The following is a 23,083-nucleotide window of genomic DNA, read 5'->3' on the forward strand; positions in this document are numbered from 1 at the left end:
CACTATGCAAGCTCACTTACATGCCTTCTTCCAGCAACTGGAACAGCAACGCCAGGAATTCAGTGAGTGGGTAGTAAATGCCCCGGACAGCAGACAGCATCACGTGCCCCAGCCGGGACAGTGGTCGGCGGCGCAGTTGTTGTACCACCTGGCGCAGGTAGACCAGCAGGTGATCTTGGGGCTGGAGAAAAGGCTGGCCAGCGGCAAAGCGTTGAGACCGGTTAGAACCAGCACCCGCATCAAGTCTTTTCTCCTGAATCTGTTTTTGCGGCTGCCCATTAAGTTTAAGGCCCCACCTGCGGTAAGGGAAGTGCCGGAACAGGTAGAGGTGCCAGAGGTGGTGCAGCAATGGCAAGACATGCGCGCGCGGTTGCACCAGATCCTCCTCAGTTACCCAGAACACCAGCTAGACAAAGAGATTTTCTTCCATCCTAGATCAGGTATGCTAACCCTTCCCCAGACCCTCCGGTTTATGGTGGAGCACACAGAACACCACCGCCGGCAAATGAAGCGGCTACTTTCTTAAGTTTGCTTTCTTATCTTTGCAGCCGTTTTGCCGTAACGTTTGTTGCGTCCTATTAAACCTGCATAATTATGTCAACAGCTGCTGCCACTCCCAATCCGGAATTCATGCGTGAAGCCATTCGCCTTTCTATTGACAAAATGAAGGAAGGCAAGGGCGGTCCGTTCGGGGCCGTGGTGGTGAAAGACGGTAAAATTATTGCCCGGGGCTTCAACAATGTTACCTCCAGCAACGACCCCACCGCCCACGCCGAGGTAGACGCCATCCGGAAAGCTTGCGCCGCCTTGGGCACCTTCCAGCTCACCGGCTGCGAGCTCTACACCAGCTGCGAACCCTGCCCCATGTGTTTGGGCGCCATCTACTGGGCCCGCTTCGACCGGGTTTTTTACGGCAACACCAAGGCAGACGCCGCCGCCATTGGCTTTGATGATGCCTTCATCTACGAGGAACTGGAACTGCCCCTCCACTCCCGCTCCCTGCCCATGCGTCAGTTTCTGCCTGAAGAAGCCCTGGAAGGTTTCAAAGAATGGGAAAGGCTGGAAGGCAAAACCGAGTACTAACCACTGCTTGATGAAGCAAAGCTTTGGATGATCAATTGGGGCTCTGTCACTCTTTTGCCTACAATCTGCTGAGCCCTTTGCTGTTTCAGGCATTATTCCAGAAAAAGAGCCGCTAAACGCAAACGGCTACTTGACAGCCTAAAGCCGCCTTCCTCCGTAGTATCTTACCATACCCACCCCTGATACTATGGAAAACAAACACACATTCCTTGTCTGCTCCCTGGCCTCGCTTCTGCTTTTGGGTTGCGGGGGCAACAACACAGATTCTTACGTGAAAGCCCCGGGCGGCGAGAAAACGGCTAAAACCAAAGTACTGGAAGCTGGTGCCGATGTGCTGCAAAAGAAAACACCACTCTCCAAGATAGATGCCTACCTAAACGGCTTCCATTTCTACAACGGCAATTTGCAGGGCCAGATGGAGGCGCACCACTACGTAACCCAGCTAAACGAAGATCTGCACCAGGCCGTGATGTATGACGGTAACGGCCCCGACGCCAAACTGATGGGCGTGGAGTACATAATCTCTGAGCGCCTGTTCAAGAAGCTGCCCCTGGAAGAACGCAAGCTCTGGCACAGCCATCACCATGAGGTAAAATCAGGAACGCTCATTGCGCCGGGTATCCCTGATGTGGCCGAGCACGAGCTCATGGAGAAACTAGTGAGCACCTACGGCAAAATCATCCACACCTGGCACACCGACCGTGATCTGGAACTCCCCTTCGGCAGTCCCATGGTTATGATGGGCTTCACCAAAGACGGTCAGCTGAACCAGGAATTAGTGGCAGACCGAGATAAACGTTTTAACGTCTCCACTGCTGAGAAAAGAAAACAGCGCGAAGATATTCCCATGCCCAAAGTAGTGGAAGGAGCCAACGCCTGGGAACAAGGCGAAGTGCGCCAACTCCAGATCACCAACAAATATGAAGCGCCGGAACACCAACACTAGAGGTGAATTAAGAATTAAGAATTGAGAATGGGAAATTAAGAATAGTGGGTGATAATAAAGCTCTTATCCTATTTTGATAAGTAACCCAGGCACAACCTTGTGTTTTGACGCTTTCCGTCCCCCTTGGAAGGGGGTAGGGGGATGACACAGGCCGTAGAAGATGCAACTGCTAATATTAAGTGCTAGAGAAAAATGCCTTTCGGGAATGTACAACTCTGCACGAGTAATCATCCCCCTACCCCCTTCCAAGGGGGACGGAACGCGTACACATAATTTCTAAATTCAGGCTCAAAGAAGTCCCTGTTTTTGGCTTGATTTAGCGAAAACAGCCCCTAAACAGGAATGCCCGAACCAACTAAGATTCGGGCATTCCTGTGAAAACAAGTAAAAGTTTAAAGTTCTAGCGGCGGCCCATCATGCTGCCCAGTTTAGCCAGACCTCCTTTGGTACCGGCCATTTTGTTCATGCTGCGCATCATCTTACGCATGTCGTTGAACTGTTTCATGAGGTTGTTCACTTGCTGGATGGTGGTACCGGAACCTTTGGCGATGCGGTTACGGCGGCTACCGCTGATCATGTCTGGGTTCTGGCGCTCTTCCTTGGTCATGGATTTGATGATGGCCTCAATAGGTTTGAAGGCGCTTTCGTCAATCTCCACGTCTTTCAGCATTTTGCTCACGCCCGGGATCATGCCCACCAGGTCTTTGATATCACCCATTCGCTTGATCTGCTCTAACTGTGACAGGAAGTCATCAAAGTTAAACTGGTTCTTGCGGATGTTCTTGTTGATCCGTTTGGCTTCTTCCTCGTCAAAGGACTGCTGGGCGCGCTCCACCAAAGAGATCACGTCACCCATCCCCAAGATACGCTGGGCCATCCGGTCTGGGTAGAACAGGTCCAGGGCTTCCATTTTCTCACCGGTAGAGATGAACTTGATGGGTTTCTCCACCACGGCTCTAATGGAAAGCGCCGCTCCACCGCGGGAGTCACCGTCCAGTTTGGTCAATACCACGCCGTCAAAGTTGATGCGGTCATTGAACGCTTTGGCAGTGTTCACGGCATCTTGTCCGGTCATGGAGTCTACCACAAACAGGGTCTCGGTAGGCTTGATGGCTTCTTTCACGTTGTAGATTTCGCGCATCATTTCCTCGTCCACGGCCAAACGTCCGGCGGTGTCAATGATCACTACTTTCTTACCGGTTTTCTTGGCGTGCTCTACGGCGTTGCGGGCAATTTGAACCGGGTCTTTAGACTCACGCTCGGCGTAGAACTCAACGCCCACCTGCTCAGCGAGCACGTTCAGCTGGTCAATAGCCGCGGGGCGGTACACGTCACAGGCGGCAACCATCACGCCTTTACCCTGTTTCTTCAGGAAATTGGCCAGTTTACCGGTGAACGTGGTTTTACCAGACCCTTGCAGACCGGCAATAAGCACAATGGCGGGAGAACCGTTGATGTTGATGTCTTTTTTCTCGCCACCCATCAGCTCGGTGAGCTCCTCGTGCACGATCTTCACCATCAGCTGACCCGGCGAAACGGCAATCAAGACATCGCGGCCCATGGCTTCGTCCTTGATCTTGTCGGTCACGGTTTTAGCCACTTTATAGTTCACGTCGGCGTCTACCAATGCGCGGCGCACCTCTTTGATAGTCTGGGCTACGTTGATTTCAGTGATGCTGCCCTGCCCTTTCAGGGTTTTGAAGGCACGGTCTAGCTTGTTACTTAAATTCTCAAACATGTGCAGTATATGACTGAGTTATGTAAATTTCAATGGATGACAAAGACAAAAATACGCAGAATTTGCGGAAGTTCACCATCTTTTAACCAGAGGTACGTATATTCGGACTTAACTATGAAAAGGTGAGCGCCGCGCGTTTAGCGGCTCTTTTTCCGGAAACAAGCTAAAACTGGTTTCCGTTCGCTCACTTACACCCAATACCAGAAGCAGAACACCTTTGAAATCAACCGGCCCACATACTCCTCAACCTGCATTGCTCATCACGTATTACTGGCCCCCATCGGGCGGAGCTGGGGTGCAGCGCTGCCTTAAGTTTGTGAAGCACCTCCCAGAGTTTGGCATTGCCCCTACCGTAGTCACCGTTGATGACCGGCAGGCCTCTTACCCGGTCCTGGACCCTTCGCTCAACGCTGAGGTGCCCGCCGGGGTAAACGTGATCCGGACGGGCACCCGCGAGCCTTTTGAGTTCTACAAGAAAATCACGGGCAAGAAAGACATCCCGTTCGGGGGGTTTGCCAATACCGGCCAGGAAACCTGGAAGCAGAAGCTGTTCAAGTTCCTGCGGGGCAATCTGTTCATCCCAGACCCGCGCGTGGGCTGGAACCGGTACGCCTACGCCGCCGCCAAGAAAGCGATTCAGGCGGGGGGCATCAAAGCGGTGGTCACTTCCAGTCCGCCCCATTCCACCCAACTCGTAGGCCTGAAGCTCAAAAAGCAGCTGGGCATCAGGTGGATTGCCGACATGCGCGACCCCTGGACCGACATCTATTATTACCAGGACCTGAACCACACCGCACTGGCCCAGAAGCTGGACGCCAAATACGAGCGCGATGTGCTGGAACACGCCGATGCCGTGGTAGTGGTCTCTGAGGACATGAAACGCCTGTTCCTGAACAAATCCACCACGCTAGATCCGCACAAAATCCACGTGATTCCCAACGGTTATGACGAGGACGATTTCGTGCATCCGTCTGCGCCTTCTACTGAGGAGTTCATCATTACCTACACCGGTACCCTCACCGAGGCCTATAACGTGGAAGGTTTCTTTCAGGCGCTCTGCGAAACCGTGACCCGCAACCCTTTGCTGCGGTACCGCCTGCGGTTTGTGGGAAAGGTGTCGCAGGAGATTAAGCGGCAGATTGAAGAAGCCGGCTTGCCTCTCATCACGGAGTATATTGACTACGTGCCCCACGAGGAATCCATCAAATACCTCATGGCCAGCACCGTATTGCTGATGGCCATTCCGGACGTGCCCAACAACTTCGGGATTCTCACCGGCAAGCTGTTTGAGTACCTGGCCGCCAATAAACCCATCATCTGCATTGGCCCCATCCACGGCGACGCCGATAAGATTCTGGATGAGTGCGGCGCGGGGCGGGTTTTCCATTACTCGGGCTATGCCCTTATTCTGGATTACCTCATGCAACTGAGCAAAACCTGGAAGATCAATACCAATCTGGACCTGCCCAGCATCAACTACACGCAGTATTCGCGCCGCTCCCTCACGGAACAGCTGGCAAAACTGCTGGTAAAATAACGTTGCGTTTAGGGGCCGTTTTTCCAAAAACAGCCCCTAAACGCATACCATAACCGGAAAGAGCTTCGTTTTCTCCCCGTGAACAGCATTTTTGACTACGTCCTTTTCCATTTCCAGCGCCTCTACCATTTGCCCTCTCCCCTGGAGATCAGCTACGGGTTAGACGGCCGGAGCCGGGTTCAGGTCACGCGCACCACCAGCACGTTTTTTGAGCGGCAGCAAGCCAAACCGGTGCAGACCGTCTGGAAAGAATGGCACGGCAGCAACCTCACCCTCTTCTTTGATGAAAGCCCAGACCAACCCTGGTTTACCCAAACGGAACAGGGGCACGTAGTGGTGCACTATGATCTGGTGGCCTCGGCGTTTTACCTGTTGAGCGGCTGGCAGGAATTTTACGGTCCGGAACGCGATTCATTTGGCCGCTATCCTTATAAAGCCTCGCAGCAGGCCCGCCACCGGTTCATCACCAAACCGCTGGTCAATTATTACCTGGACATTCTGCGGGAAGCCGTTGCCCTCGCTTATGGGCAGGAGATTTTGCCCCGAAGCTGGAACGGAAAACCGTTTGCCACCTGCCTCACGCATGATGTTGATTTTTGCCAGAGCGCCTGGAAAGTGGCCGGCAAACCAGCGCTTAAAAAAGGAAATTTGGGTGTATTCCTGAAGCTGGCCCAGCAAAAACTCAGGGGCCAGGATGCTTGGTTTAACCTCCCGCAGGTAGAACGCGAACTGAAGCAACTCCACGCCAAAGGCACTTTCTTTTTCCTGCCCGAGGCTGCTCCCTATGAAGGCCACCCCAACGCCGACTATGACGTTTCCGCCCCTGAAATCCAGAACGAGATCAAACGGTTGGCCGCCGCCGGGCATGAGATTGGTTTGCACGGCAGCCACGGCACCGGCACCAACGCCCGGAAACTGCAAGCGGAGCGGGCCAAACTTCCCGCAAATGTAAAGGGAAACCGTTTCCATTATTTGCGCTTTGATCCCGTGAAAACCCCTGCCCTGCTGGCGGAGCTGAACTTACTGTATGACAGCACCCTGGGGTTCCCCGAGCATTATGGGTTCCGGAACAGCTATTGCCACCCTTTTAGGCTGTTCAACTTCAGGGAGCGGCAAATGTTGCCTGTCTGGGAAGTACCCCTGAACCTGATGGACGTGACCCTGCACCACCCCTATTACCTGCAACTGCCCTCCGCTGAAGTCATGCCCGCCGTCACGCCCATGCTGGAGGAGATCATCCGGTTTGGCGGGGTGTTCACCTTGCTTTGGCACAATGAAAACTTCAGTGACTATGGCCTGGAAGAGGGAAAGTCGATTTTTCAGGAAATCACCCGCTTTCTCCAGAACCGCCAGACGTGTTTCCTGACCGCCGGTGAAGTGATCGGGCTGACGGAGTAGTTCCTGCGGTCATTCATTTTTGGGTGGCATAGCGAAAGCCACGGGAGAAGCTGCTATTTTTGTTTTTCGGGCCGAGGCTGTTTTGGGCCTGATTTTAGAAAAACGGCTCCTAAACGCCGCACGCACTCCATGGATGTCATCCGCAAGCAGAGTTACCTGAATACTGTCATTTCCACCGTGGGCATGGTGATCGGGTACCTGAACACCGTATTGGTGCTCCCCTATTTCCTCGCCGACCCGGACAAAGTGGGCCTGACGCGTTTTCTGCTGAGCGTGTCGCCGGTGTTTGCGCAGTTTGCGGCCTTGGGGTTCACCAACACCAGCGCTCGCTATTTTCCCTACTTCCGGGACCGCGACAAGCAGCACAATGGTTTTCTGTTCCTGATGCTGGCCATTCCCATGCTGGGCTTTGCGGTGGTCACGGTGCTGTTCCTCTTCCTGAAACCGGCCGTTTTTGATCTGTATCGGGTCACTTCGCCGCTGGCGGTGGACTATTATTACTACATCATTCCGCTCAGTTTCTTCACGCTTCTGTTCCTGCTGCTGGATGCGTACCTGCGGGCGCTCTACAAAACCATTGTGCAGACGTTCTTGCAGGATTTCCTGGTCAGGCTCCTGACCATGGCCTGCGCCGCACTCTTCTATTGGGGCTTTGTTGATTTCCAGTGGTTCGTGATTCTGTTTATTGCGGCCAATTCCTGCACCGCGTTTATCTGTATTATTTATCTGCTCTGGCTGAAGCAATTCTTTGTGCGCCCGGGGCGCAATATGTTCCAGATTGTACCCATCAAGGAAGTGGTGCAGTATGGTTTGTACGCTTTTCTGGGCAACATCTCCGGCACCATCATCACCTTCACCGACACGGCCATGATCATGGCGTACCGTGGGCTGTCTGATGTAGCTTATTATACCACCGGGTATTTTATCACCAGCGCCATTCTGGTGCCCTACCGCTCCATGAACAAGATTCTGAGTCCGCAGGTAGCCGATCTGTTCAAGCAGCAGGACATGCCGGCGCTGGGGAAACTGTACAAGAACATGACCCGCGTGAACCTGCTCATTGGCTTGCTGCTTTTTCTGGGCATCTGGTGCAACGTAGACAACATCTTCGCGCTCATGCCCGCAGAATACAGCGCCGGACGTTACGTGATCTTGTTCATGGGCATTGCCCGTATCTTTGAGCTGGCCACCGGCCTGAACGCCATGATTCTGGTCACTTCGCACAAATACCGCTATGACCTCATCCTGAACATCCTCATGGTGGCGCTGGTCATCTTCACCAATTACCTGCTCATTCCGCCCTACGGCATCAGTGGCGCGGCCTTCGCCTCCATGCTGGTGTTCATCCTGATCAATGTGTTCAGGGTGGCGTTTGTGGCGTACTTCTTCAAGATGCAGCCCTTCGGGTGGGATTCTCTGCTGCTGCTGCTCATTGCCGGAGCCGCTTACTTGGCTTCCTACGCGCTGCCGCAATTACCTCACCTACTGTTGGATATTGCCGTACGGTCTGTGCTGATCACGGGAGTATACGGAGGTTTGGCGGTGGGCTTGAAAGCGTCACCGGAGCTGAACGAAGGAATCAGGAAGACCTTGCTGAAGTTTGGGGTTGGTAAGCGGTAAGAGCATCAAAGGTCTGGTTACGCACATTCTCTGAGACTAGCTGAAGCTTTTAACCTACTAATTTTTGTAATAAACCTATCAATCCCCGCTCTCGCCGCTGCTCTGGATAATGGGAGGCCATGATTTCCCGTGCTTTTTGCCCCAGCTTCTGCGTGTTTTCAACTTCCATAGCTTCCCTTACAAGTCTCTCCAGTAAATGAATGTTGCGCTGGGATAATACAAATCCGGTGTCGGCAATTAGATCGGGCATGGCTCCTACCTGGCTCACGATGGGGACGCACCCGCACAGCATGCTTTCACTGAGGGCGTTGGGGAATCCTTCTGACATGGAAAGTTGCAAGTAAAAGGTATGGGCGCTATATACTGCTTTCAGATCCTCTAAAGGCATCTTGGGCAACAGTCGCACGTTGGCGGGTTGGTTGGGGAACTTGAAACCTTCTGGCGCCCCTACAATGGTGAAAGTAGCCTCCGGAACTCTGCCCGCTACCTCCAGAATCAGATCTACTCCTTTCAGGCGCTGGGTGAAACGCATGTTCAGGCCGGCGCAAACCGTCAGGAAAGAGTTGGGCTGGCGCTCTATAGTGAAATCTTGTTTCCAGAACTCAGCGTTGTACCCGTTGTAAATAACAGTATGGGGGGTGACAAGAGTTGGGCAATGGTACCGAAATCCCTGGTGCGGAAAGTCATTAGTCTGATAGGTATAGTCTTGCCACACCAGTTTCTCGTGCACCGGCGCAATGTGGGCGGCCAACTGGTAAGACCAGCGAGCGAAACGTCCTAAGACCGGGTTGGCGAACACGCCGTACCCAATGCTGGGAAAGGAAACGCAGTCGGTGCCACCGGCCACAATGAGACAGGGTTTAGCGGCTATTTTTCCGAAAAGAGCCGGAAACCAGGAATGGTACCCGGCAAACATGCACACCAGCGCCTGAGCTTGCCAAATATGCCGCAGCAGGAAAAAGAGCTGCCCTAGCCAGACCAATGGCGTCTGCCACTTCTTTACGGGCAGAAAACCCTGGTGCCGCACCTCATACTCCTTCTGCATCAATGCCAGGTCCTTTACCACAAACGAAGACTGAGCCGGGTAAAAGTAAAGCAGAATGGGTTTACGGGCAGACATAACCAGGAAAGCAGATAAATACTACAACCACTTAGAAGCCAAGTCCTGCAATTTTAGGCTCACTTTTGATTTTGATGCGACCGTCTCCGGCACCCGGCGCTGTTTCAGGAGAATCCACTGGTAATCTTCTACCTGCGTGAACAGAGAATAGCTTTCCAATTTGTGCAGGTACAAACCAGCGGCGTAGGTGTTGCGCAACAACTCATCAGAATGGATAGGCTGGTCAATCACCTGCAATAACTCCGGTTGGTGCTCCCGTACCCATGTGAGGTACAGCGGATGCGGAATATTGATGGCCACCGTGGAGTTTTCGTGCAGGTGCTGCGCGATGACCTGGAACAGGTTGGGGTGCTGCTCCAGCGGGATGTGCTCAATCACGTCTGGCAGCACCACGAAATCAAACTTCTCGGGGCGGCTGAAATCGATCATGTCAGACACCTGGAACTCCACGTGGTTAAACTGCTGGTTGAACCGGCGGGCCATGTCAATGCTCTTGGGGCTGATGTCTACGGCCAGAACTTTCCCGTTAGGCGTGGCCTTGGCCAGCAGGTGCGTCACGGTGCCAATGCCGCAGCCAATCTCCAAAACCTTCGCTTCTGCGGTGAGACCTGCTTTCTTCAGGTTCTTCAGAATAGTCCGGTGCCGGATGTGGATGCCTTTTTTGAACTGCTGCTCGGTATAGTCGTCGTAAAAATCAGATACACTCATTTTTTTAATTAAGAATTGGCAATTGAAAATTAAGAAGGAATGGAAGGAATTAAGAACTGAATCAATGCCCAGTAAAAACTGGTTTAATCCTTACTTCCTGCTTCTCAATTCTTAACTCCCTTCAGCTCATAAATACGTTCAATAATCTCCACCACTTTGAGGCCCTCCAGGGCGTTGGTTGTAGCGAAGGTTTTGCCTTTGAGGGTGTCTATCACGTTCTCAAAAATGAAGTGGTGGTTGGCGGCGCTGCCTTTGTAGTGGCCGTAGTCGTTGGCCGGGCTGCTGGGCGGCAGTTGTGGCATCACATAATCCTGCACGTGGCAATACTCCACCTCGTTCATGTACTGCCCGCCTACTTTAATGCTGCCTTTCTCGCCTATGATGGTCATGCTGCTCTCCAGGTTGCTGTCCCAGACGGCGGTGGAATAGTTGAGCGTACCCGCTCCGCCGTTCATGAACTCAAACTGGATGAGGCCGCTGTCCTCAAAATCGGTGAGCTGCTGGTGGTTGAAATCCATGAACCGGCCGCTGATGTTCTTGATATCCCCGAAGAGCCAGTACATGATGTCTATAAAGTGGCTGAACTGCGTGAACAGCGTACCGCCGTCCAGGGTCTGGTCTCCTTTCCAGGTGCCGGCCTTGTAGTAGCGGGCGTCGCGGTTCCAGTAACAGTTGATCTGCACCAGGAAAATTTCGCCCAGTCGCTTCTCCGTGATCATTTCCTTCAGCCAGAGTGACGGCGGACTGTAGCGGTTCTGCATGACGCAGAACACCAGCTTAGACGTTTGCAGGGATTTGTAGATGATGCGCTCACAGTCTGCCTTGCTCAGGGCCATGGGCTTCTCGCAGACCACGTGGCTGCCGTTCTCCAGGGCCAGCATGGCCTGCTGGGCGTGAAAACCGTTGGGCGTACAGATGCAGATCACATCGGCTTTGGGGCCGTGGGCTAAGTACTCCTCCATAGACTGAAAGAACGGCACCCCAAAAGCCTCTACTTCCGGCTGGCGCGCCACATCTGTGTCAACCATGGCCACCAACTCCCCCTCCCCGTGCCGTTGCACCATGGTAGCGTGGCGTTTTCCAATATGGCCTGCGCCTATCACGGCAAATGTTATTTTCTCTGACATGAATGTCTTCTTTCGCGTTTTGGGCCTGTTTTTGGAAAAAGAGCCCCTAAACAGGATAATGTAATTAGGAATTGGGAATTATGAATTAAGAATTCCTTACACCTCACTCATTGATTATTATACTTTCATAAATGCCACTACGGCATCTGTGATGTACTGCTGCTGATCTTGAGTAAGTTCTGTGTGCATGGGCAGGGAAATCACCTTGCGGCAAAGCTCTTCCGAAACCGGGAAATCACTGGCTTTGTAGCCCAGATAGGCATAGGCCTCGTGCAAATGCAGCGGCACCGGGTAATATATCATGCTGGGAATTCCTTTGCTTTGCAGGTGAGCTTTCAACCCCTCGCGTTGCTCCGCCGGCACCTGTAAGGTATACTGATGAAACACATGCGAACTATAAGGAGCCAAGGTTGGAATCTTGACCTGCTCCAGTTCGGCGAAGGCCGCATCATAGAACATGGCCGCTTTCTGGCGTCTGAGGATGAAATCGTCCAGATGACCCAGCTTCACGTCCAGCAATGCCGCCTGCAGGGTGTCTAGCCGTGAATTCACGCCTACGCGGGAGTAGTGGTATTTCTTCTGTTGCCCGTGGTTAGCGATTTGTTGCAACACCGCCGCCAGTTCCTCGTCCTGCGTGAAAATAGCCCCGCCATCACCCATACAACCCAGGTTTTTAGACGGAAAGAACGAAGTGGTGCCAATATGGCCAATGGTTCCGGCGAAGGAGGTATTGCCCTCGGCATCTACGTATTGGGCACCAATGGCCTGGGCATTGTCTTCAATCACAAATAATTCCTGCGCAATAGCTAAATCCATGAGTTCTTCCATGGGAGCACACTGGCCGAACAAATGCACCGGCATGATGGCCACCGTTCGCTCCGTGATGGCGGCACGCACTTTAGCGGGGTCAATACAGAAGGTGTCTGGCAGCACGTCCACAAACACCGGGGTTAGGCCCAACAGCGCAATCACTTCGGCGGTAGCCACATAATTGAAGGCTGGCACAATCACTTCACCACCCGCGGGCAAGTCCAGGGCCATGAGCGCAATCTGCAAGGCATCTGTGCCGTTGGCGCAAGGAATTACGTGGTCTACCTGTAGGTACTGGGCTAAATGCTGGGAGAAGGTTTTCACCTGTGGTCCGTTGATGAAAGCTGTGCTCTCTACCACTACCTGCATGGCGGCGTCTATCTCAGGTTTAAGGCGTTGGTACTGACCCTTGAGGTCCACCATCTGGAGTTGGTTCATGCGTAAAAATATTGCAGGCAAATATACAGATAGGAATCGGGAACCGTGCTTTCTAACCCCTGAATATTAAGAGCAGCCAATGCAAACCCAGCATTTCTTGAATATTAGTAAAGTTCAAAAGAAGTATTTATACGGTATACGTAAGCAACTTTTGAAACATACTTATTATACCCACGTTAAAAGACAAATTAATATGGATCGCTTTATTAAAACCACAAGCTACAACCTATGAAAAAGACTAATTTATTCAAAAAACATACGCTCATTTATGCGGCCTCCCTGTTCTTGGTTTCTGCCCAATTCGCCTGTAGCCGCACTGAAAACGCAGAGGGTAACCAAACCGCCCAAGGCACTGCCCAAACCAGCGATCAAGCGTATGAGGATTACAAGAACTATGTCTCACAGTTGGAGACTGATGTGAAACAGGGCTGGGATTCTACCGCCACCGACTGGGACCAGCGTATGGAGACCGCCCGCGCTGATTATGACGCCAGATATTCTGCCGTTAACCAATACGCCGGCGACTTTGACGAGAACCGCCGCAAAGAGTACGATGAACTGCAGTCTAGATACAACACCGCCTGGGCTACCCGTGAAGAGCAGTACAATACCTGGCGCATGAATCACCAGGGCGCCGGCATGGCCACTACCGGTACTTCATCGGTAGACATGTCTGCCTTAGACGAAAGCAAAATCCCGAGTTATACCGCCACCGACATCCGGAAGGCGTATGAAAACTTTGTAGCCCACGTGCAGAAACACAAGTCTGGCTTCAGCAATGAAGATTGGAGAACGGTAGAGAAATACTGGAACCAGCTGGATGACCGCAAAAATGCCATCCAGAGCCAGTTAAGCGATAAAGACAAGTGGGAAATTGCCAAGGCCAAGACCCAGTACATCACCATGAAGAACGCCAGCAAAGTGGGCAACACCGCCTCTAAATTTGGTTCAGACGCCAAAGAAGTTGGCAAAGATGTATCTAACAGCAAAGTAGGCGAAGCTGCCAAAGACGCCGGTAAAGCCGTAGGCAATACCGCCAAGAAAGCCGGCCAGAAAGTAGGCGACGCCTTTGACGGCAAAGAATAATCTTACCTTCCTTTCAATCCTGGAAAAAGCCTCTCTGCATGGGAGGCTTTTTTTATGGCTTCTGTTTTAGGCCTCTTTTCAGATAAAGAGCCCCTAAACCCATGGATCACTGCTGGAGATAACGCGCCAACAGCAGCAGACGGTACAGATCAAAAGCCCGCAGATTGGGGGTAGCCGAAACCAGATTTCTTTTGAGGAGAGGGAACAGCCAGTTTCTATTTTCCTGCAACAGGGCCTCCACTTTCCATTTCCTAAACCGCATATAGGCCTTGAAAAGCTTTGTGCCGGTGCCCAGGTGGTACCGTTGGTGCAACTGCACCAGATTATGGACAGCTTGCTGCGTTTTCAGAAGGTATACATCAGTGGGCTCCAGGCCCAGGTGCCAAACGGGATTATCAATGTGCAAGACCGGGATCTGCCGCTGCTCTAACCGCCAGGCAAACAAGGTATCTTCATGCCCGTACCCGCTCACTTCCGCCTGAGGGAAATGCTCCAGAAAAACCGTTTGGGGCACCAGCATATTGCTAAGAAACACCCGTTGGTAGGGAGTCTTTTGTCGTACGGCCGCCGGGGCTTCCTCACGGTTTTTGCCGTATTTCCAGCGAAGTTCCGCACCGGCAGGAGCTTTTGGTTTGTACGCCACCCCTCCCACGGTCACCGCCTCCCCTGCACTTTGCAAATAAGAGTGCAGGAAATCTGGCCGGGTGGGTAGCACATCATTGTCCAGGAAAAGGAGGGTTGGGTATTGGGCCTCGCGGGCCAGGAGCGCTCTTATTTGCGAACGGCCAATGTTCTGGGGAAGCTCTCGGTAATGTACGCAGGGCAGATGAGCTAATGCTTGGTTCTGGTGCCGGGTGGGGGGAGTGGATCCATCGTCATAGACCCTGATCTCATAGGGTACGGCAAGCGCCTGCGCTTCCTGCTGAAGTGTATGCACCAGGTCCAGTACGTTCTGGTTGTAGACCGGGATGAGAATGGAAATCTCAGATACCATCTAAGAGCGAGAACTCTTCACGGGCAGAATCCAGCACGCGGCCTCTCTCGCATTTGATGATACGGCGCGGAAACCTTTGCAGGATGTGGTGGTTGTGGGTGGCCATGAGAATAGCCGTACCGCTGTTGTTGATTTCCTGGAACAGATCCATGATGCCTTGGGTCACGTCGGGGTCCAGGTTACCGGTAGGCTCATCGGCGAACAGGATCACCGGCTCGTTGAGCAGGGCGCGGGCAATGACCACCCGTTGCTGCTCCCCCCCCGAAAGCTGGTGGGGCATTTTGTTGGCCACGGAATCCAGGCCTACCCGCATGAGCACCTCAGAGATGCGGTTTTTCATTCGGGACTTATCGCTCCAGCCGGTGGCTTTGAGCACGAACTTGAGGTTATCTGCCACGCTGCGGTCAAAGAGCAGCTGGAAGTCCTGGAACACTATCCCGATCTTGCGGCGCAGGAACGGAACCTGTTTCCAGGTAAGGGAATGAATGTTAAAACCGGCTACCTGGGCCGTGCCCACCTTCAGGGGAAGATCGGCGTACAGGGTTTTGAGCAGGGAGCTTTTCCCGCTGCCGGTTCGGCCCACCAGGTACACAAACTCGCCTTTCTCAATGCCAAAACTCACGTCGCTCAGGATGGTGTTCACATCCTGGAAAATAGAGACTTTGTGCAGCAAGACCACAGGGTTAGACGAGAATTCCATCATGGTAAAGGTATTATGAGGTAAGGAAGCCGGCGCAGCGGCAAAAGATCATGCAAGGTAAAGGGAGCGGTGCCTCTCAGAGGTAGAACACTAGAGTTCCAGTTTCTGCAGTTTCCCAAACTCAAGCCCAGAGATGAGGGCAGCCAATTGCTCCTCCTTGTTCTCCAGACCATAGCGGTCCAGATTCTTCAACGGGCGGTCTGCCCTGAAATACGCAATCAGGACGAAGTTCTCATCGCGCAGCTGAATGTAATCCGGAATCTTGGCCTTGCCTTTTACCTTAATGATGTACACCGTTTTTTAATTAGGAATTAGGAATTAAGAATTAGGAATGCCTGAAAACACCTTCCAATTCTTAATTCCTAATTCTAAATTCTCAATTAAATTATCCGTTCGCTTTTTTGTGGTCTGCCAGGAATTTGGCCAGGCCGCTGTCGGTGAGCGGGTGGTTCAGGAGGGCAGTGATCACGTTCAATGGGCAGGTTACCACATCGGCTCCAATCTCGGCGCACTGCACCAGGTGCATCACGTGGCGCACAGACGCGGCCAATACTTCGGTTGGGTAGCCGTAGTTCTGGTAGATCTGCACAATCTGCTCAATCAGCGCGATCCCGTCGGTGGCGATGTCGTCTAAACGGCCCACGAACGGAGACACGTACGTGGCACCGGCTTTGGCGGCCAACAAGGCCTGTCCGGCGGTGAATACCAGCGTACAGTTGGTTTTGATTCCTTTGTCAGTGAAATATTTGATGGCCTTTACCCCGTCTCTGGTCATAGGCACTTTTACCACAATGTTAGGGTGCAGCTGGGCCAGTTCATCCCCTTCTTTCACCATATTCTCGAAATCTGTGGCGATCACTTCGGCACTGATGTCGCCGTCTACGATCTCGCAGATGTCTCTGTAGTGCTTCATGACGTTGTCATAGCCTACAATGCCCTCTTTGGCCATCAAAGATGGGTTGGTGGTCACGCCGTCCAATACACCTAGGTCGTGGGCTTCGCGGATTTCGTTCAGATTTGCGGTATCAATGAAAAATTTCATAACAAAAATGGTTTTGGACACAAATCTACTTTAATCCACTTGGAAAACCGAACCCGCAGGGGAAGTATTTTAACAAGAAACAGAGAGGGAAAGGCAGGGGCGTTTAGGGGCTGTTTTTCTGAAAAGAGGCGCTAAACGGGATTTTCTTGGGTTAATGCCTGGGCTGTGGCGTTTGTCTAGGGCTTTATGGGCGGTGCTGTTTCATCTTTGGCGGTAAGCGCTCACGGCCGCGGGGCCCCGTCTTCCCCTCTCGCACTGCCCTTGCGGCCAAGTGAATGCAGTTTTCTCTTAGTTTCTTTCCTGCTTGGCCACAAGCGAGGCGCTCTAGGGAAAGACTGGAGATGGTGCGGGTAGTAAAGGCCGTTGCGGGATGAGGCAAATATTCTGCTGGAGATAACGGAAGCTCAGCAGGAGTACACCCACCCCTACCCCTCTAAGGAGGGGAATAACGGCTGAAAGCGGCTAGTGCAGCACTGGTGGTAAGTGAACGTTGGCGTAACGGCGGCAGAAAACTTACGGCATGAACTGAGCTCCCCAGCAATTTCCTTACTCGTGCAGATGATTCCCCTCCCGGGAGGGGCAGGGGTGGGTTCTTCCGTTTAGCGGCTGTTTTTCTCAAATCAAGGCAAAACCGGGCTCTTGACTTAGAACTCAACACTTATAACTAACAAAGACCTCTTAGCGTCTTCGCCGATTTCCGTTTAGCGGCTGTTTTTCTCAAATTAACTTGAAACCAGAGTGCCCGGCTAATCCTGAGACAGCTGGGGATTGGGAAACGGCATTTGTGTTTAGGGGCTGTTTTTGGAAAAACAGCCCCTAAACACAAATGCCGTGGGTAAAGCAATATTGATATGGAGATCACTAACGGAAGAGAATCCGTTGGGGTATGGGCAAAAAAAGCGGCAAACCGAGTATCGCGCCGCTCAACCACTTACCCTTGCTCCCTTCCGGGCCTGGGGGAGTTCAGTAGGAGCTGGCCGTACCGATTTGCCGTTGCAAAGATACAAACGGTTTCTTTCTCCGCAAGCTATTTTTGCCCTGTTTTCAGAAAAAGAGCCGCTAAGCCCATTCCGTTCGGCCGCCTATAAACAATAAGCCACAGATTCCTAAAAGTTTAGAACCTGTGGCTTGCGGCGTATTCCCTTAAAAAGAAGTTTGTTTATTTTTTCCGCCTTACGTTTTTGAATGAGATGCTGAGGTTTCGGCTAGAGCCGCTGTTCTTGAAAACGTTTGACTCCAGGTTGGGGAAAGAGTAATCCGGCACATAATATTCCAGCGGGAGCTTCAGGTTAGTGATGGAACCACTGATCACATCGGTGGCGGGGTCATAGTGGAGGTTGATGGTTCCGTCCAGCACGGCGTTACAGCCCGGTGATAGCACCGTGGAGCCATCAGCGAAGTTCTGTCCGTCTTCCACGCAAACCACGCCCGCCTCCCGGGCCAATAGCGTGGTGGGCAAATGGTTCACGGCTCTGTCTTTGAACGTGAACGCCACCCAAGGCCGCTCCACCCCATTGGCGACGGCCCTAAAATAAAGCACCACGCCTTGGCGGTCTTCCTGGAAAAAAGCCTCTACCTGGTCATTAGCGGTCATAGAGTAAGTTTTGCCGTTCAACGCGAAGGCATGGGCGTACGCATGCTGGAACGTAGCGTCTACCTTAATACTGTCCACCAAAGAGAAGCTCGCCTGTTGCGGGGCGGCGGCCATAAGCACTGGTTCTTCTTCCTCACTTTCTGAACTACAGGAAACCAGCGCAAGAGAGAGCGCCAGCCCTGTCAAAAGTGATTTCACCTTATATATGAGTAAAGTTTTGTTCATTTTATAGTAGCTGTGTTTTCGTAGCTCGGGTTCTCCATTGCCAATTTCTTGCCACAGTTCGTTTCAAGTGCAAAATTTACGGATAATCTTTCAAAAGATAGCCAGAATGGCCGGATATTGACAGAATAGCGGTGCGGCTGTGTGCTTAACCTCTCTAGAGACAAAGCGGTATCCCCTTGCCCCTATCCGCCGCGGCAAAGACATAACTCTTTATTTTTAGCTTTCAAGTTTTAGTTAGGGCTCTTACCTTTGCACATGCCAGAAAAAATTCTCATTCTCGATTTCGGGTCCCAGTACACCCAACTGATTGCCCGTCGCGTTCGCGAGCTCAATGTTTACTGCGAAATCCATCCGTTCAACAAAGTTCCGGAGCTTACCCCAGATCTGAAAGGGGTCATCCTTTCGGGGAGTCCATGCTCTGTGCGGGATGTTGATTACCCTAACCCAGACCTGACGCCGTTTTTGGGCAATCTGCCGGTGTTGGGCGTTTGCTACGGGGCGCAGCTCATGGCACAGGAAGGCGGCGGCGAGGTCATTGCCTCTACCATTAGAGAATACGGAAGAGCAAAGCTCAACTACGTAGACCAGCACAACCGCCTGTTCAAAGAAATCACCTTAGACTCCCAGGTGTGGATGAGCCACGGCGATACCATCAAACGCATCGCCGACAATTTTGAAATCATCGCCAGCACAGAATCTGTGCAGGTAGCCGCCTATAAAGTAAAAGACCAGGAAACCTACGGCATTCAGTTCCACCCAGAGGTTACGCACTCCACAGAAGGCAAGCGCTTGCTCAGAAACTTTGTGGTGCACATCTGCGGCTGCGCCCAGGACTGGACCCCAGATCAATTCATTGAAAGCACCGTAGCCGAGCTGCGCGAACAGATTGGCAACGATAAAGTGATCCTGGGCCTTTCAGGCGGGGTAGACTCCAGTGTGGCGGCCATGCTCATTCACCAGGCTATTGGAAAGAATCTGTACTGCATCTTCGTGGACAACGGATTGCTGCGTAAGAATGAGTTTGAGGATGTGTTGCACTCCTATAAAGACATGGGCCTCAACGTGAAAGGCGTAGATGCCAAAGACCAATTCTACACCGCGTTGGCCGGCCTCACAGACCCCGAAGCCAAACGCAAAGCCATTGGCAAGATCTTCGTGGATGTGTTTGACCAGGAATCGCACCAGGTGGAAGACGCCAAATGGCTGGGCCAGGGCACCATTTACCCAGACGTGATCGAGTCAGTTTCGGTGAAAGGGCCATCGGCTACCATTAAATCGCACCACAACGTAGGCGGTTTGCCAGATTACATGAAACTGAAAGTGGTGGAGCCGCTCAAGACCTTGTTCAAAGACGAGGTGCGCCTGGTGGGCAAAACCCTGGGAATTTCTGAGAATATCATCGGTCGGCACCCCTTCCCGGGTCCCGGATTGGCCATCCGTATCTTAGGCGACATCACCCCGGAGAAAGTAGCCATCTTACAGGAAGTAGACCACATCTTTATCTCGTCTCTGAAGAAAACCGGCCTGTACGACCAGGTTTGGCAGGCGGGTGCTATGCTATTGCCTATCCAGAGTGTAGGCGTGATGGGCGATGAGCGCACCTATGAGCGCGTGGTGGCCCTGCGCGCCGTTACCAGCGTAGACGGCATGACCGCCGACTGGTGCCATTTGCCGTATGAGTTTCTGGCAGATGTCTCCAATGAGATCATCAATAAGGTGCGCGGGGTAAACCGCGTGGTCTATGACATCAGCTCTAAACCACCAGCTACTATTGAGTGGGAATAGCGTGTTAGGCTTACTATTCTGAAAGAGATGAAAAAACGAATTGTTCTGTCGGCGTTACTGGGCTTGTCCCTGGGTTGGAACGTGCAGGCGCAAAGCAACGGTGAATTGAGCACCCGCCTGGAAAACGGGCGGCTTTTGGTTGACCAGCAGAAGTATGAATTGGCCATGGCCGAGCTTCTGCCCCTCACCACTGCCGCCACCGGGAAAACCTATGCGCCAGATGCCGCTTACCTGTACAGCGTGGCCGCCTCCAGAAACAAAAAATGGTCTGAGGCCGATAAAATGCTCACCCAGCTCATCAGCGGGCACCCCACCTGGGGCGGCCTCGCCGATGCGCAGTACCTGCACGGGTATATCCTGTTTGAGAAGAAAGAATACCTGCGGGCGCTTAATGCGTTGGCGGCCATTCAGGGGAACACTCTGCAGGATGAGGTGGCCAACATGAAGCGCCACTACCTGCTGCAGCTCCCCGACAAGGCCACGTTCCAATACCTGCTGCGCCAGTTCGCAGATGATGCCACTTTGTCAAAAACCTACGCAGACAAACTGGTGAGCGGCTGGTTCACGGAGCAGGACAGAAGTCAGCTGGAGGGAATCGTGAACCGCTTCAAACTGGACAGGAGCTATTTGCAGCGCTCAGCCAACATCAAGAAGAATGAGTACAATGTGGCGGTGCTTCTCCCCTTCCAGCTGCCTGAGAACGGGGTGCGGGTAGACAAGAAGAACCTTTTCATCACAGACTTCTACGCGGGCATGCTGTCGGCACAGGACTCTCTGCAGAAGCGGGGCGTACGGGTAAACATTTACCCCTATGATACTAAAAACGATACTGCCCAGGTACGGAAAGTGATGGAGCTGCCAGAACTGGCATCTATGGATCTGGTGGTGGGGCCTATCTACAAAAGCAACAGTGCCGTTGCCGCCAAGATAGCCCAGCAGCGCAACCTGAACATGGTCAATCCTTTTTCAGATGATCTGGAGGTAACTAAAGGCAACCCATATCTCTACCTCATGGAAGCCTCTGTCGCTACTCAGGGACAACGGGCCGCGGCGTACGCGTACCAGACGTTCCCTAAGAAAACGGCTGTTCTCATTTTTGATAGCGGCAAAGACGACACCACCTTTGCCGGTAACTTCCGGCGTACTTATACCGCCCTGGGAGGGAAAGTGCTGGTGGCGCAGAAAATCAATTCTAAAACCGGAGCCGGCATCAGTGGCATTTTGGGCAATGTAAACCTGAAAGATCTGGGAGCTCTGGTGATTCAGTCTACTGCCCAGAACGTGGCTACCAACACCGTGAGTTATCTGGAGCAACGTGCCTCTAAAGTGCCGGTTCTGGTACCGCAGGCGTGGCTGGAGCATCCGCAGATCAGCCTCTCACAGCTAGACTTTCTGGAATTTTACTTCCTGGCGCCTAAGTTCATAGATGCAGAGAACCCCACGGTGCAGCAATTCAGGCAAGCCTACGCGGCCAAGTATAAATTGCCTCCCTCCTCGTTCACCTATAGTGGTTTTGAGCTTATGAACTACTATGGCCGGCAGTTGCAGGAAAACGGTTATGCCGCCCCACCCAAACTTAGCGGCGTACAGCCCGGCACTTTCTACCAGGGAATAGGCTATCTGAACAATGCCACTGCTAAACAAACCCAGGACAACCAATACGTACCCATCCTTAAATTGGAGAATGGTCGCGTGCTGGTAGTGAATCCGGTGTTTTAATTATCAATTGAGTGCCGATGGCGGAAAGGCGAAAGGAATAGAGCCAGCTTTTTGCTTCACCTTTTTTTCTCTCCTTTCCGCTGCCACTCCTCCACCCAATCTACTTTAACCATGTCACTTACCCATACCACCAGTCAAGAACTGTTTCAACGGGCCCAGCAATCCATTCCCGGAGGCGTTAACTCGCCGGTGCGGGCGTTTAGGGCAGTGGGCGGCCAGCCCCTGTTTATGACCTCGGCCAAAGGTGCCTATCTCTTTGATGAAGACGGAAATCAATACCTGGACTTAATCAATTCCTGGGGACCCATGATTCTGGGGCACGCCCACGAAGTCATTGAGAAAGCCGTGCGTGATGCCTTGCCTGGCTCTCTATCTTTTGGAGCTCCCACCCGCCGTGAAGTAGAGATGGCCGAGCTCATCATCAGCATGATTCAGGGGGTGGAGAAAGTACGCATGGTAAACTCCGGCACGGAGGCCACCATGAGCGCCATACGGGTAGCGCGGGGCTATACCGGCCGGGACAAGATCATCAAGTTTGAAGGCTGCTACCACGGCCATGGCGATTCTTTTCTGATTGCCGCCGGAAGCGGTGCGGTGACCTTGGGCGTACCAGACAGCCCCGGGGTAACCAAAGGCGTGGCCAATGACACCCTTACCGCTCCGTACAATGATTTAGCGGCCATACAAACGCTTATAGAGGCCAACCCAGCCCAAATTGCGGCCATCATTCTGGAGCCGGTAGTGGGGAACATGGGCTTGGTTCCGCCCGCCCAGGGCTTCCTGCAAGGCCTCCGCGATCTCTGCACCAAAGAAGGAATCGTGCTCATCTTTGACGAGGTAATGACTGGTTTCCGTTTAGCCAGAGGCGGAGCGCAGGAGTTGTTCGGGGTAACGCCAGACATGACTACGTTGGGCAAGATCATTGGCGGCGGCATGCCTGTGGGTGCCTACGGCGGAAAGCTGGAGATCATGAACGCCGTGGCCCCGGCCGGACCGGTGTATCAGGCAGGTACTCTCTCCGGTAACCCCATCGCCATGTCAGCGGGGATGGCGGCTCTCACGTACCTGAACGAGCATCCGGAAGTATACACGCAGCTCCAGCACATCACAGATAAACTGGTGAGCGGCACAAAGCAGAATATGCAGCAACTGGGGCTGAACTACACCATCAACCAGGTAGGCTCCATGTACAGCTTGTTCTTCACGGAGCAGCCGGTCACTGATTTCGCCTCGGCGAAGACCTCAGACTTACAGTTGTTCGGGAAATATTTCCATGAGATGCTGCAGCGGGGCATTTACCTGGCGCCGTCGCAGTTTGAGACCTTGTTCGTTTCCGCGGCCATCACCGAAGAATTAGCCGATCAGTACCTTGCCGCTAACCTGCAAGCCCTGAAAGCAATACAGGCTTAGGAA

20 protein-coding genes and 1 other RNA gene are annotated in these 23,083 nt (G+C 52.8%); 10 read left to right on the top strand and 11 right to left on the bottom strand.

The window, feature by feature from the left end; translation table 11 throughout:
* The first annotated feature begins 4 nt into the window (after window positions 1–4).
* The 3 genes from EFA69_RS18365 (at window position 5) to EFA69_RS18375 (ending at window position 2,029) form a co-directional block, all read left to right on the top strand.
* Entirely contained in the window at window positions 5–526 is a 522-nt protein-coding gene (locus EFA69_RS18365; RefSeq protein ID WP_123134515.1) for a DinB family protein, read from the top strand.
* A gap of 68 nt (window positions 527–594) precedes the next feature.
* Window positions 595–1,083, top strand: a complete 489-nt coding sequence (locus EFA69_RS18370) for a nucleoside deaminase (protein ID WP_245964629.1) — start codon at window positions 595–597, stop codon at window positions 1,081–1,083.
* Window positions 1,084–1,270: 187 nt separating this feature from the next.
* Window positions 1,271–2,029, top strand: coding sequence for an OBAP family protein (locus tag EFA69_RS18375; protein ID WP_123134516.1), 759 nt, complete (start codon window positions 1,271–1,273; stop codon window positions 2,027–2,029).
* A 400-nt stretch (window positions 2,030–2,429) separates the two neighbouring features.
* Here the strand turns inward: EFA69_RS18375 and ffh are convergent, their stop codons facing one another.
* Entirely contained in the window at window positions 2,430–3,767 is a 1,338-nt protein-coding gene (gene ffh, locus EFA69_RS18380; protein WP_123134517.1) for a signal recognition particle protein, read from the bottom strand.
* Window positions 3,768–3,984: 217 nt separating this feature from the next.
* Here ffh and EFA69_RS18385 point away from each other — a divergent pair, with 217 nt between their 5' ends.
* The 3 genes from EFA69_RS18385 (at window position 3,985) to EFA69_RS18395 (ending at window position 8,322) form a co-directional block, all read left to right on the top strand.
* On the top strand, window positions 3,985–5,304 hold the full coding sequence (locus EFA69_RS18385) for a glycosyltransferase family 4 protein (protein ID WP_245964630.1): 1,320 nt from the start codon (window positions 3,985–3,987) through the stop codon (window positions 5,302–5,304).
* Between the two features lie 78 nt (window positions 5,305–5,382).
* Complete coding sequence (locus EFA69_RS18390; protein WP_123134518.1) at window positions 5,383–6,702, top strand: polysaccharide deacetylase family protein; 1,320 nt, start codon at window positions 5,383–5,385, stop codon at window positions 6,700–6,702.
* Window positions 6,703–6,831: 129 nt separating this feature from the next.
* Window positions 6,832–8,322 carry a lipopolysaccharide biosynthesis protein gene (locus EFA69_RS18395; protein ID WP_123134519.1) on the top strand — a complete coding sequence of 497 codons (1,491 nt, stop codon included), beginning with the start codon at window positions 6,832–6,834 and terminating at the stop codon, window positions 8,320–8,322.
* Window positions 8,323–8,371: 49 nt separating this feature from the next.
* On the opposite strand, the gene EFA69_RS18400 is transcribed toward EFA69_RS18395, so the two are convergent.
* The 4 genes from EFA69_RS18400 to EFA69_RS18415 form a co-directional block, all read right to left on the bottom strand.
* Window positions 8,372–9,442 carry a glycosyltransferase family 4 protein gene (locus EFA69_RS18400; protein ID WP_123134520.1) on the bottom strand — a complete coding sequence of 357 codons (1,071 nt, stop codon included), beginning with the start codon at window positions 9,440–9,442 and terminating at the stop codon, window positions 8,372–8,374.
* 21 nt (window positions 9,443–9,463) lie between these two features.
* Window positions 9,464–10,150 carry a class I SAM-dependent methyltransferase gene (locus EFA69_RS18405; protein WP_123134521.1) on the bottom strand — a complete coding sequence of 229 codons (687 nt, stop codon included), beginning with the start codon at window positions 10,148–10,150 and terminating at the stop codon, window positions 9,464–9,466.
* 104 nt (window positions 10,151–10,254) lie between these two features.
* Window positions 10,255–11,277 carry a Gfo/Idh/MocA family protein gene (locus EFA69_RS18410; protein ID WP_123134522.1) on the bottom strand — a complete coding sequence of 341 codons (1,023 nt, stop codon included), beginning with the start codon at window positions 11,275–11,277 and terminating at the stop codon, window positions 10,255–10,257.
* Window positions 11,278–11,394: 117 nt separating this feature from the next.
* The gene (locus EFA69_RS18415) at window positions 11,395–12,525 is read right to left on the bottom strand and encodes a DegT/DnrJ/EryC1/StrS family aminotransferase (protein ID WP_123134523.1); all 1,131 of its coding nucleotides are present in this window, start codon (window positions 12,523–12,525) and stop codon (window positions 11,395–11,397) included.
* A 228-nt stretch (window positions 12,526–12,753) separates the two neighbouring features.
* Here EFA69_RS18415 and EFA69_RS18420 point away from each other — a divergent pair, with 228 nt between their 5' ends.
* Entirely contained in the window at window positions 12,754–13,611 is an 858-nt protein-coding gene (locus EFA69_RS18420) for a DUF6565 domain-containing protein (RefSeq protein WP_123134524.1), read from the top strand.
* A 106-nt stretch (window positions 13,612–13,717) separates the two neighbouring features.
* On the opposite strand, the gene EFA69_RS18425 is transcribed toward EFA69_RS18420, so the two are convergent.
* The 6 genes from EFA69_RS18425 to EFA69_RS18450 form a co-directional block, all read right to left on the bottom strand.
* Window positions 13,718–14,605, bottom strand: coding sequence for a glycosyltransferase family 2 protein (locus EFA69_RS18425; protein WP_123134525.1), 888 nt, complete (start codon window positions 14,603–14,605; stop codon window positions 13,718–13,720).
* Window positions 14,595–15,305 (bottom strand): cell division ATP-binding protein FtsE, encoded by a 711-nt coding sequence (locus EFA69_RS18430; protein WP_123134913.1) that lies wholly within the window; start codon window positions 15,303–15,305, stop codon window positions 14,595–14,597. The genes EFA69_RS18425 and EFA69_RS18430 overlap by 11 nt, the downstream gene beginning before the upstream one ends.
* A gap of 90 nt (window positions 15,306–15,395) precedes the next feature.
* Window positions 15,396–15,599 (bottom strand): fructose-6-phosphate aldolase, encoded by a 204-nt coding sequence (locus EFA69_RS18435; protein ID WP_123134526.1) that lies wholly within the window; start codon window positions 15,597–15,599, stop codon window positions 15,396–15,398.
* Between the two features lie 91 nt (window positions 15,600–15,690).
* Window positions 15,691–16,347 carry a fructose-6-phosphate aldolase gene (gene fsa, locus EFA69_RS18440; RefSeq protein WP_123134527.1) on the bottom strand — a complete coding sequence of 219 codons (657 nt, stop codon included), beginning with the start codon at window positions 16,345–16,347 and terminating at the stop codon, window positions 15,691–15,693.
* Window positions 16,348–17,242: 895 nt separating this feature from the next.
* An RNA gene (gene ffs / locus EFA69_RS18445) (signal recognition particle sRNA small type) lies at window positions 17,243–17,342 on the bottom strand.
* Window positions 17,343–17,506: 164 nt separating this feature from the next.
* On the bottom strand, window positions 17,507–18,166 hold the full coding sequence (locus EFA69_RS18450; protein ID WP_148041413.1) for a hypothetical protein: 660 nt from the start codon (window positions 18,164–18,166) through the stop codon (window positions 17,507–17,509).
* 255 nt (window positions 18,167–18,421) lie between these two features.
* Between EFA69_RS18450 and guaA the strand changes: the two genes are divergently transcribed.
* The 3 genes from guaA to hemL all read left to right on the top strand — a co-directional run bounded on the left by guaA (window position 18,422) and on the right by hemL (window position 23,080).
* Window positions 18,422–19,951, top strand: coding sequence for a glutamine-hydrolyzing GMP synthase (gene guaA, locus EFA69_RS18455; RefSeq protein ID WP_123134529.1), 1,530 nt, complete (start codon window positions 18,422–18,424; stop codon window positions 19,949–19,951).
* Between the two features lie 27 nt (window positions 19,952–19,978).
* Window positions 19,979–21,670, top strand: coding sequence for an ABC transporter substrate-binding protein (locus tag EFA69_RS18460; RefSeq protein WP_123134530.1), 1,692 nt, complete (start codon window positions 19,979–19,981; stop codon window positions 21,668–21,670).
* Window positions 21,671–21,781: 111 nt separating this feature from the next.
* Window positions 21,782–23,080 carry a glutamate-1-semialdehyde 2,1-aminomutase gene (gene hemL / locus EFA69_RS18465; protein ID WP_123134531.1) on the top strand — a complete coding sequence of 433 codons (1,299 nt, stop codon included), beginning with the start codon at window positions 21,782–21,784 and terminating at the stop codon, window positions 23,078–23,080.
* Window positions 23,081–23,083: the final 3 nt, after the last annotated feature.

This window comes from Rufibacter immobilis, from assembly GCF_003721565.1.
In the GTDB taxonomy this organism is placed as follows: domain Bacteria; phylum Bacteroidota; class Bacteroidia; order Cytophagales; family Hymenobacteraceae; genus Nibribacter; species Nibribacter immobilis.

Coding starts and splice junctions, on each gene's coding strand:
- EFA69_RS18365 (WP_123134515.1), top strand. CDS start 5: ATGCAAGCTCACTTACATGCCTTCTTCCAGCAACTGGAACAGCAACGC.
- EFA69_RS18370 (WP_245964629.1), top strand. CDS start 595: ATGTCAACAGCTGCTGCCACTCCCAATCCGGAATTCATGCGTGAAGCC.
- EFA69_RS18375 (WP_123134516.1), top strand. CDS start 1,271: ATGGAAAACAAACACACATTCCTTGTCTGCTCCCTGGCCTCGCTTCTG.
- ffh (WP_123134517.1), bottom strand. CDS start 3,767: ATGTTTGAGAATTTAAGTAACAAGCTAGACCGTGCCTTCAAAACCCTG.
- EFA69_RS18395 (WP_123134519.1), top strand. CDS start 6,832: ATGGATGTCATCCGCAAGCAGAGTTACCTGAATACTGTCATTTCCACC.
- EFA69_RS18400 (WP_123134520.1), bottom strand. CDS start 9,442: ATGTCTGCCCGTAAACCCATTCTGCTTTACTTTTACCCGGCTCAGTCT.
- EFA69_RS18405 (WP_123134521.1), bottom strand. CDS start 10,150: ATGAGTGTATCTGATTTTTACGACGACTATACCGAGCAGCAGTTCAAA.
- EFA69_RS18410 (WP_123134522.1), bottom strand. CDS start 11,277: ATGTCAGAGAAAATAACATTTGCCGTGATAGGCGCAGGCCATATTGGA.
- EFA69_RS18415 (WP_123134523.1), bottom strand. CDS start 12,525: ATGAACCAACTCCAGATGGTGGACCTCAAGGGTCAGTACCAACGCCTT.
- EFA69_RS18420 (WP_123134524.1), top strand. CDS start 12,754: ATGAAAAAGACTAATTTATTCAAAAAACATACGCTCATTTATGCGGCC.
- EFA69_RS18425 (WP_123134525.1), bottom strand. CDS start 14,605: ATGGTATCTGAGATTTCCATTCTCATCCCGGTCTACAACCAGAACGTA.
- EFA69_RS18430 (WP_123134913.1), bottom strand. CDS start 15,305: ATGGAATTCTCGTCTAACCCTGTGGTCTTGCTGCACAAAGTCTCTATT.
- fsa (WP_123134527.1), bottom strand. CDS start 16,347: ATGAAATTTTTCATTGATACCGCAAATCTGAACGAAATCCGCGAAGCC.
- EFA69_RS18450 (WP_148041413.1), bottom strand. CDS start 18,166: ATGAACAAAACTTTACTCATATATAAGGTGAAATCACTTTTGACAGGG.
- guaA (WP_123134529.1), top strand. CDS start 18,422: ATGCCAGAAAAAATTCTCATTCTCGATTTCGGGTCCCAGTACACCCAA.
- EFA69_RS18460 (WP_123134530.1), top strand. CDS start 19,979: ATGAAAAAACGAATTGTTCTGTCGGCGTTACTGGGCTTGTCCCTGGGT.
- hemL (WP_123134531.1), top strand. CDS start 21,782: ATGTCACTTACCCATACCACCAGTCAAGAACTGTTTCAACGGGCCCAG.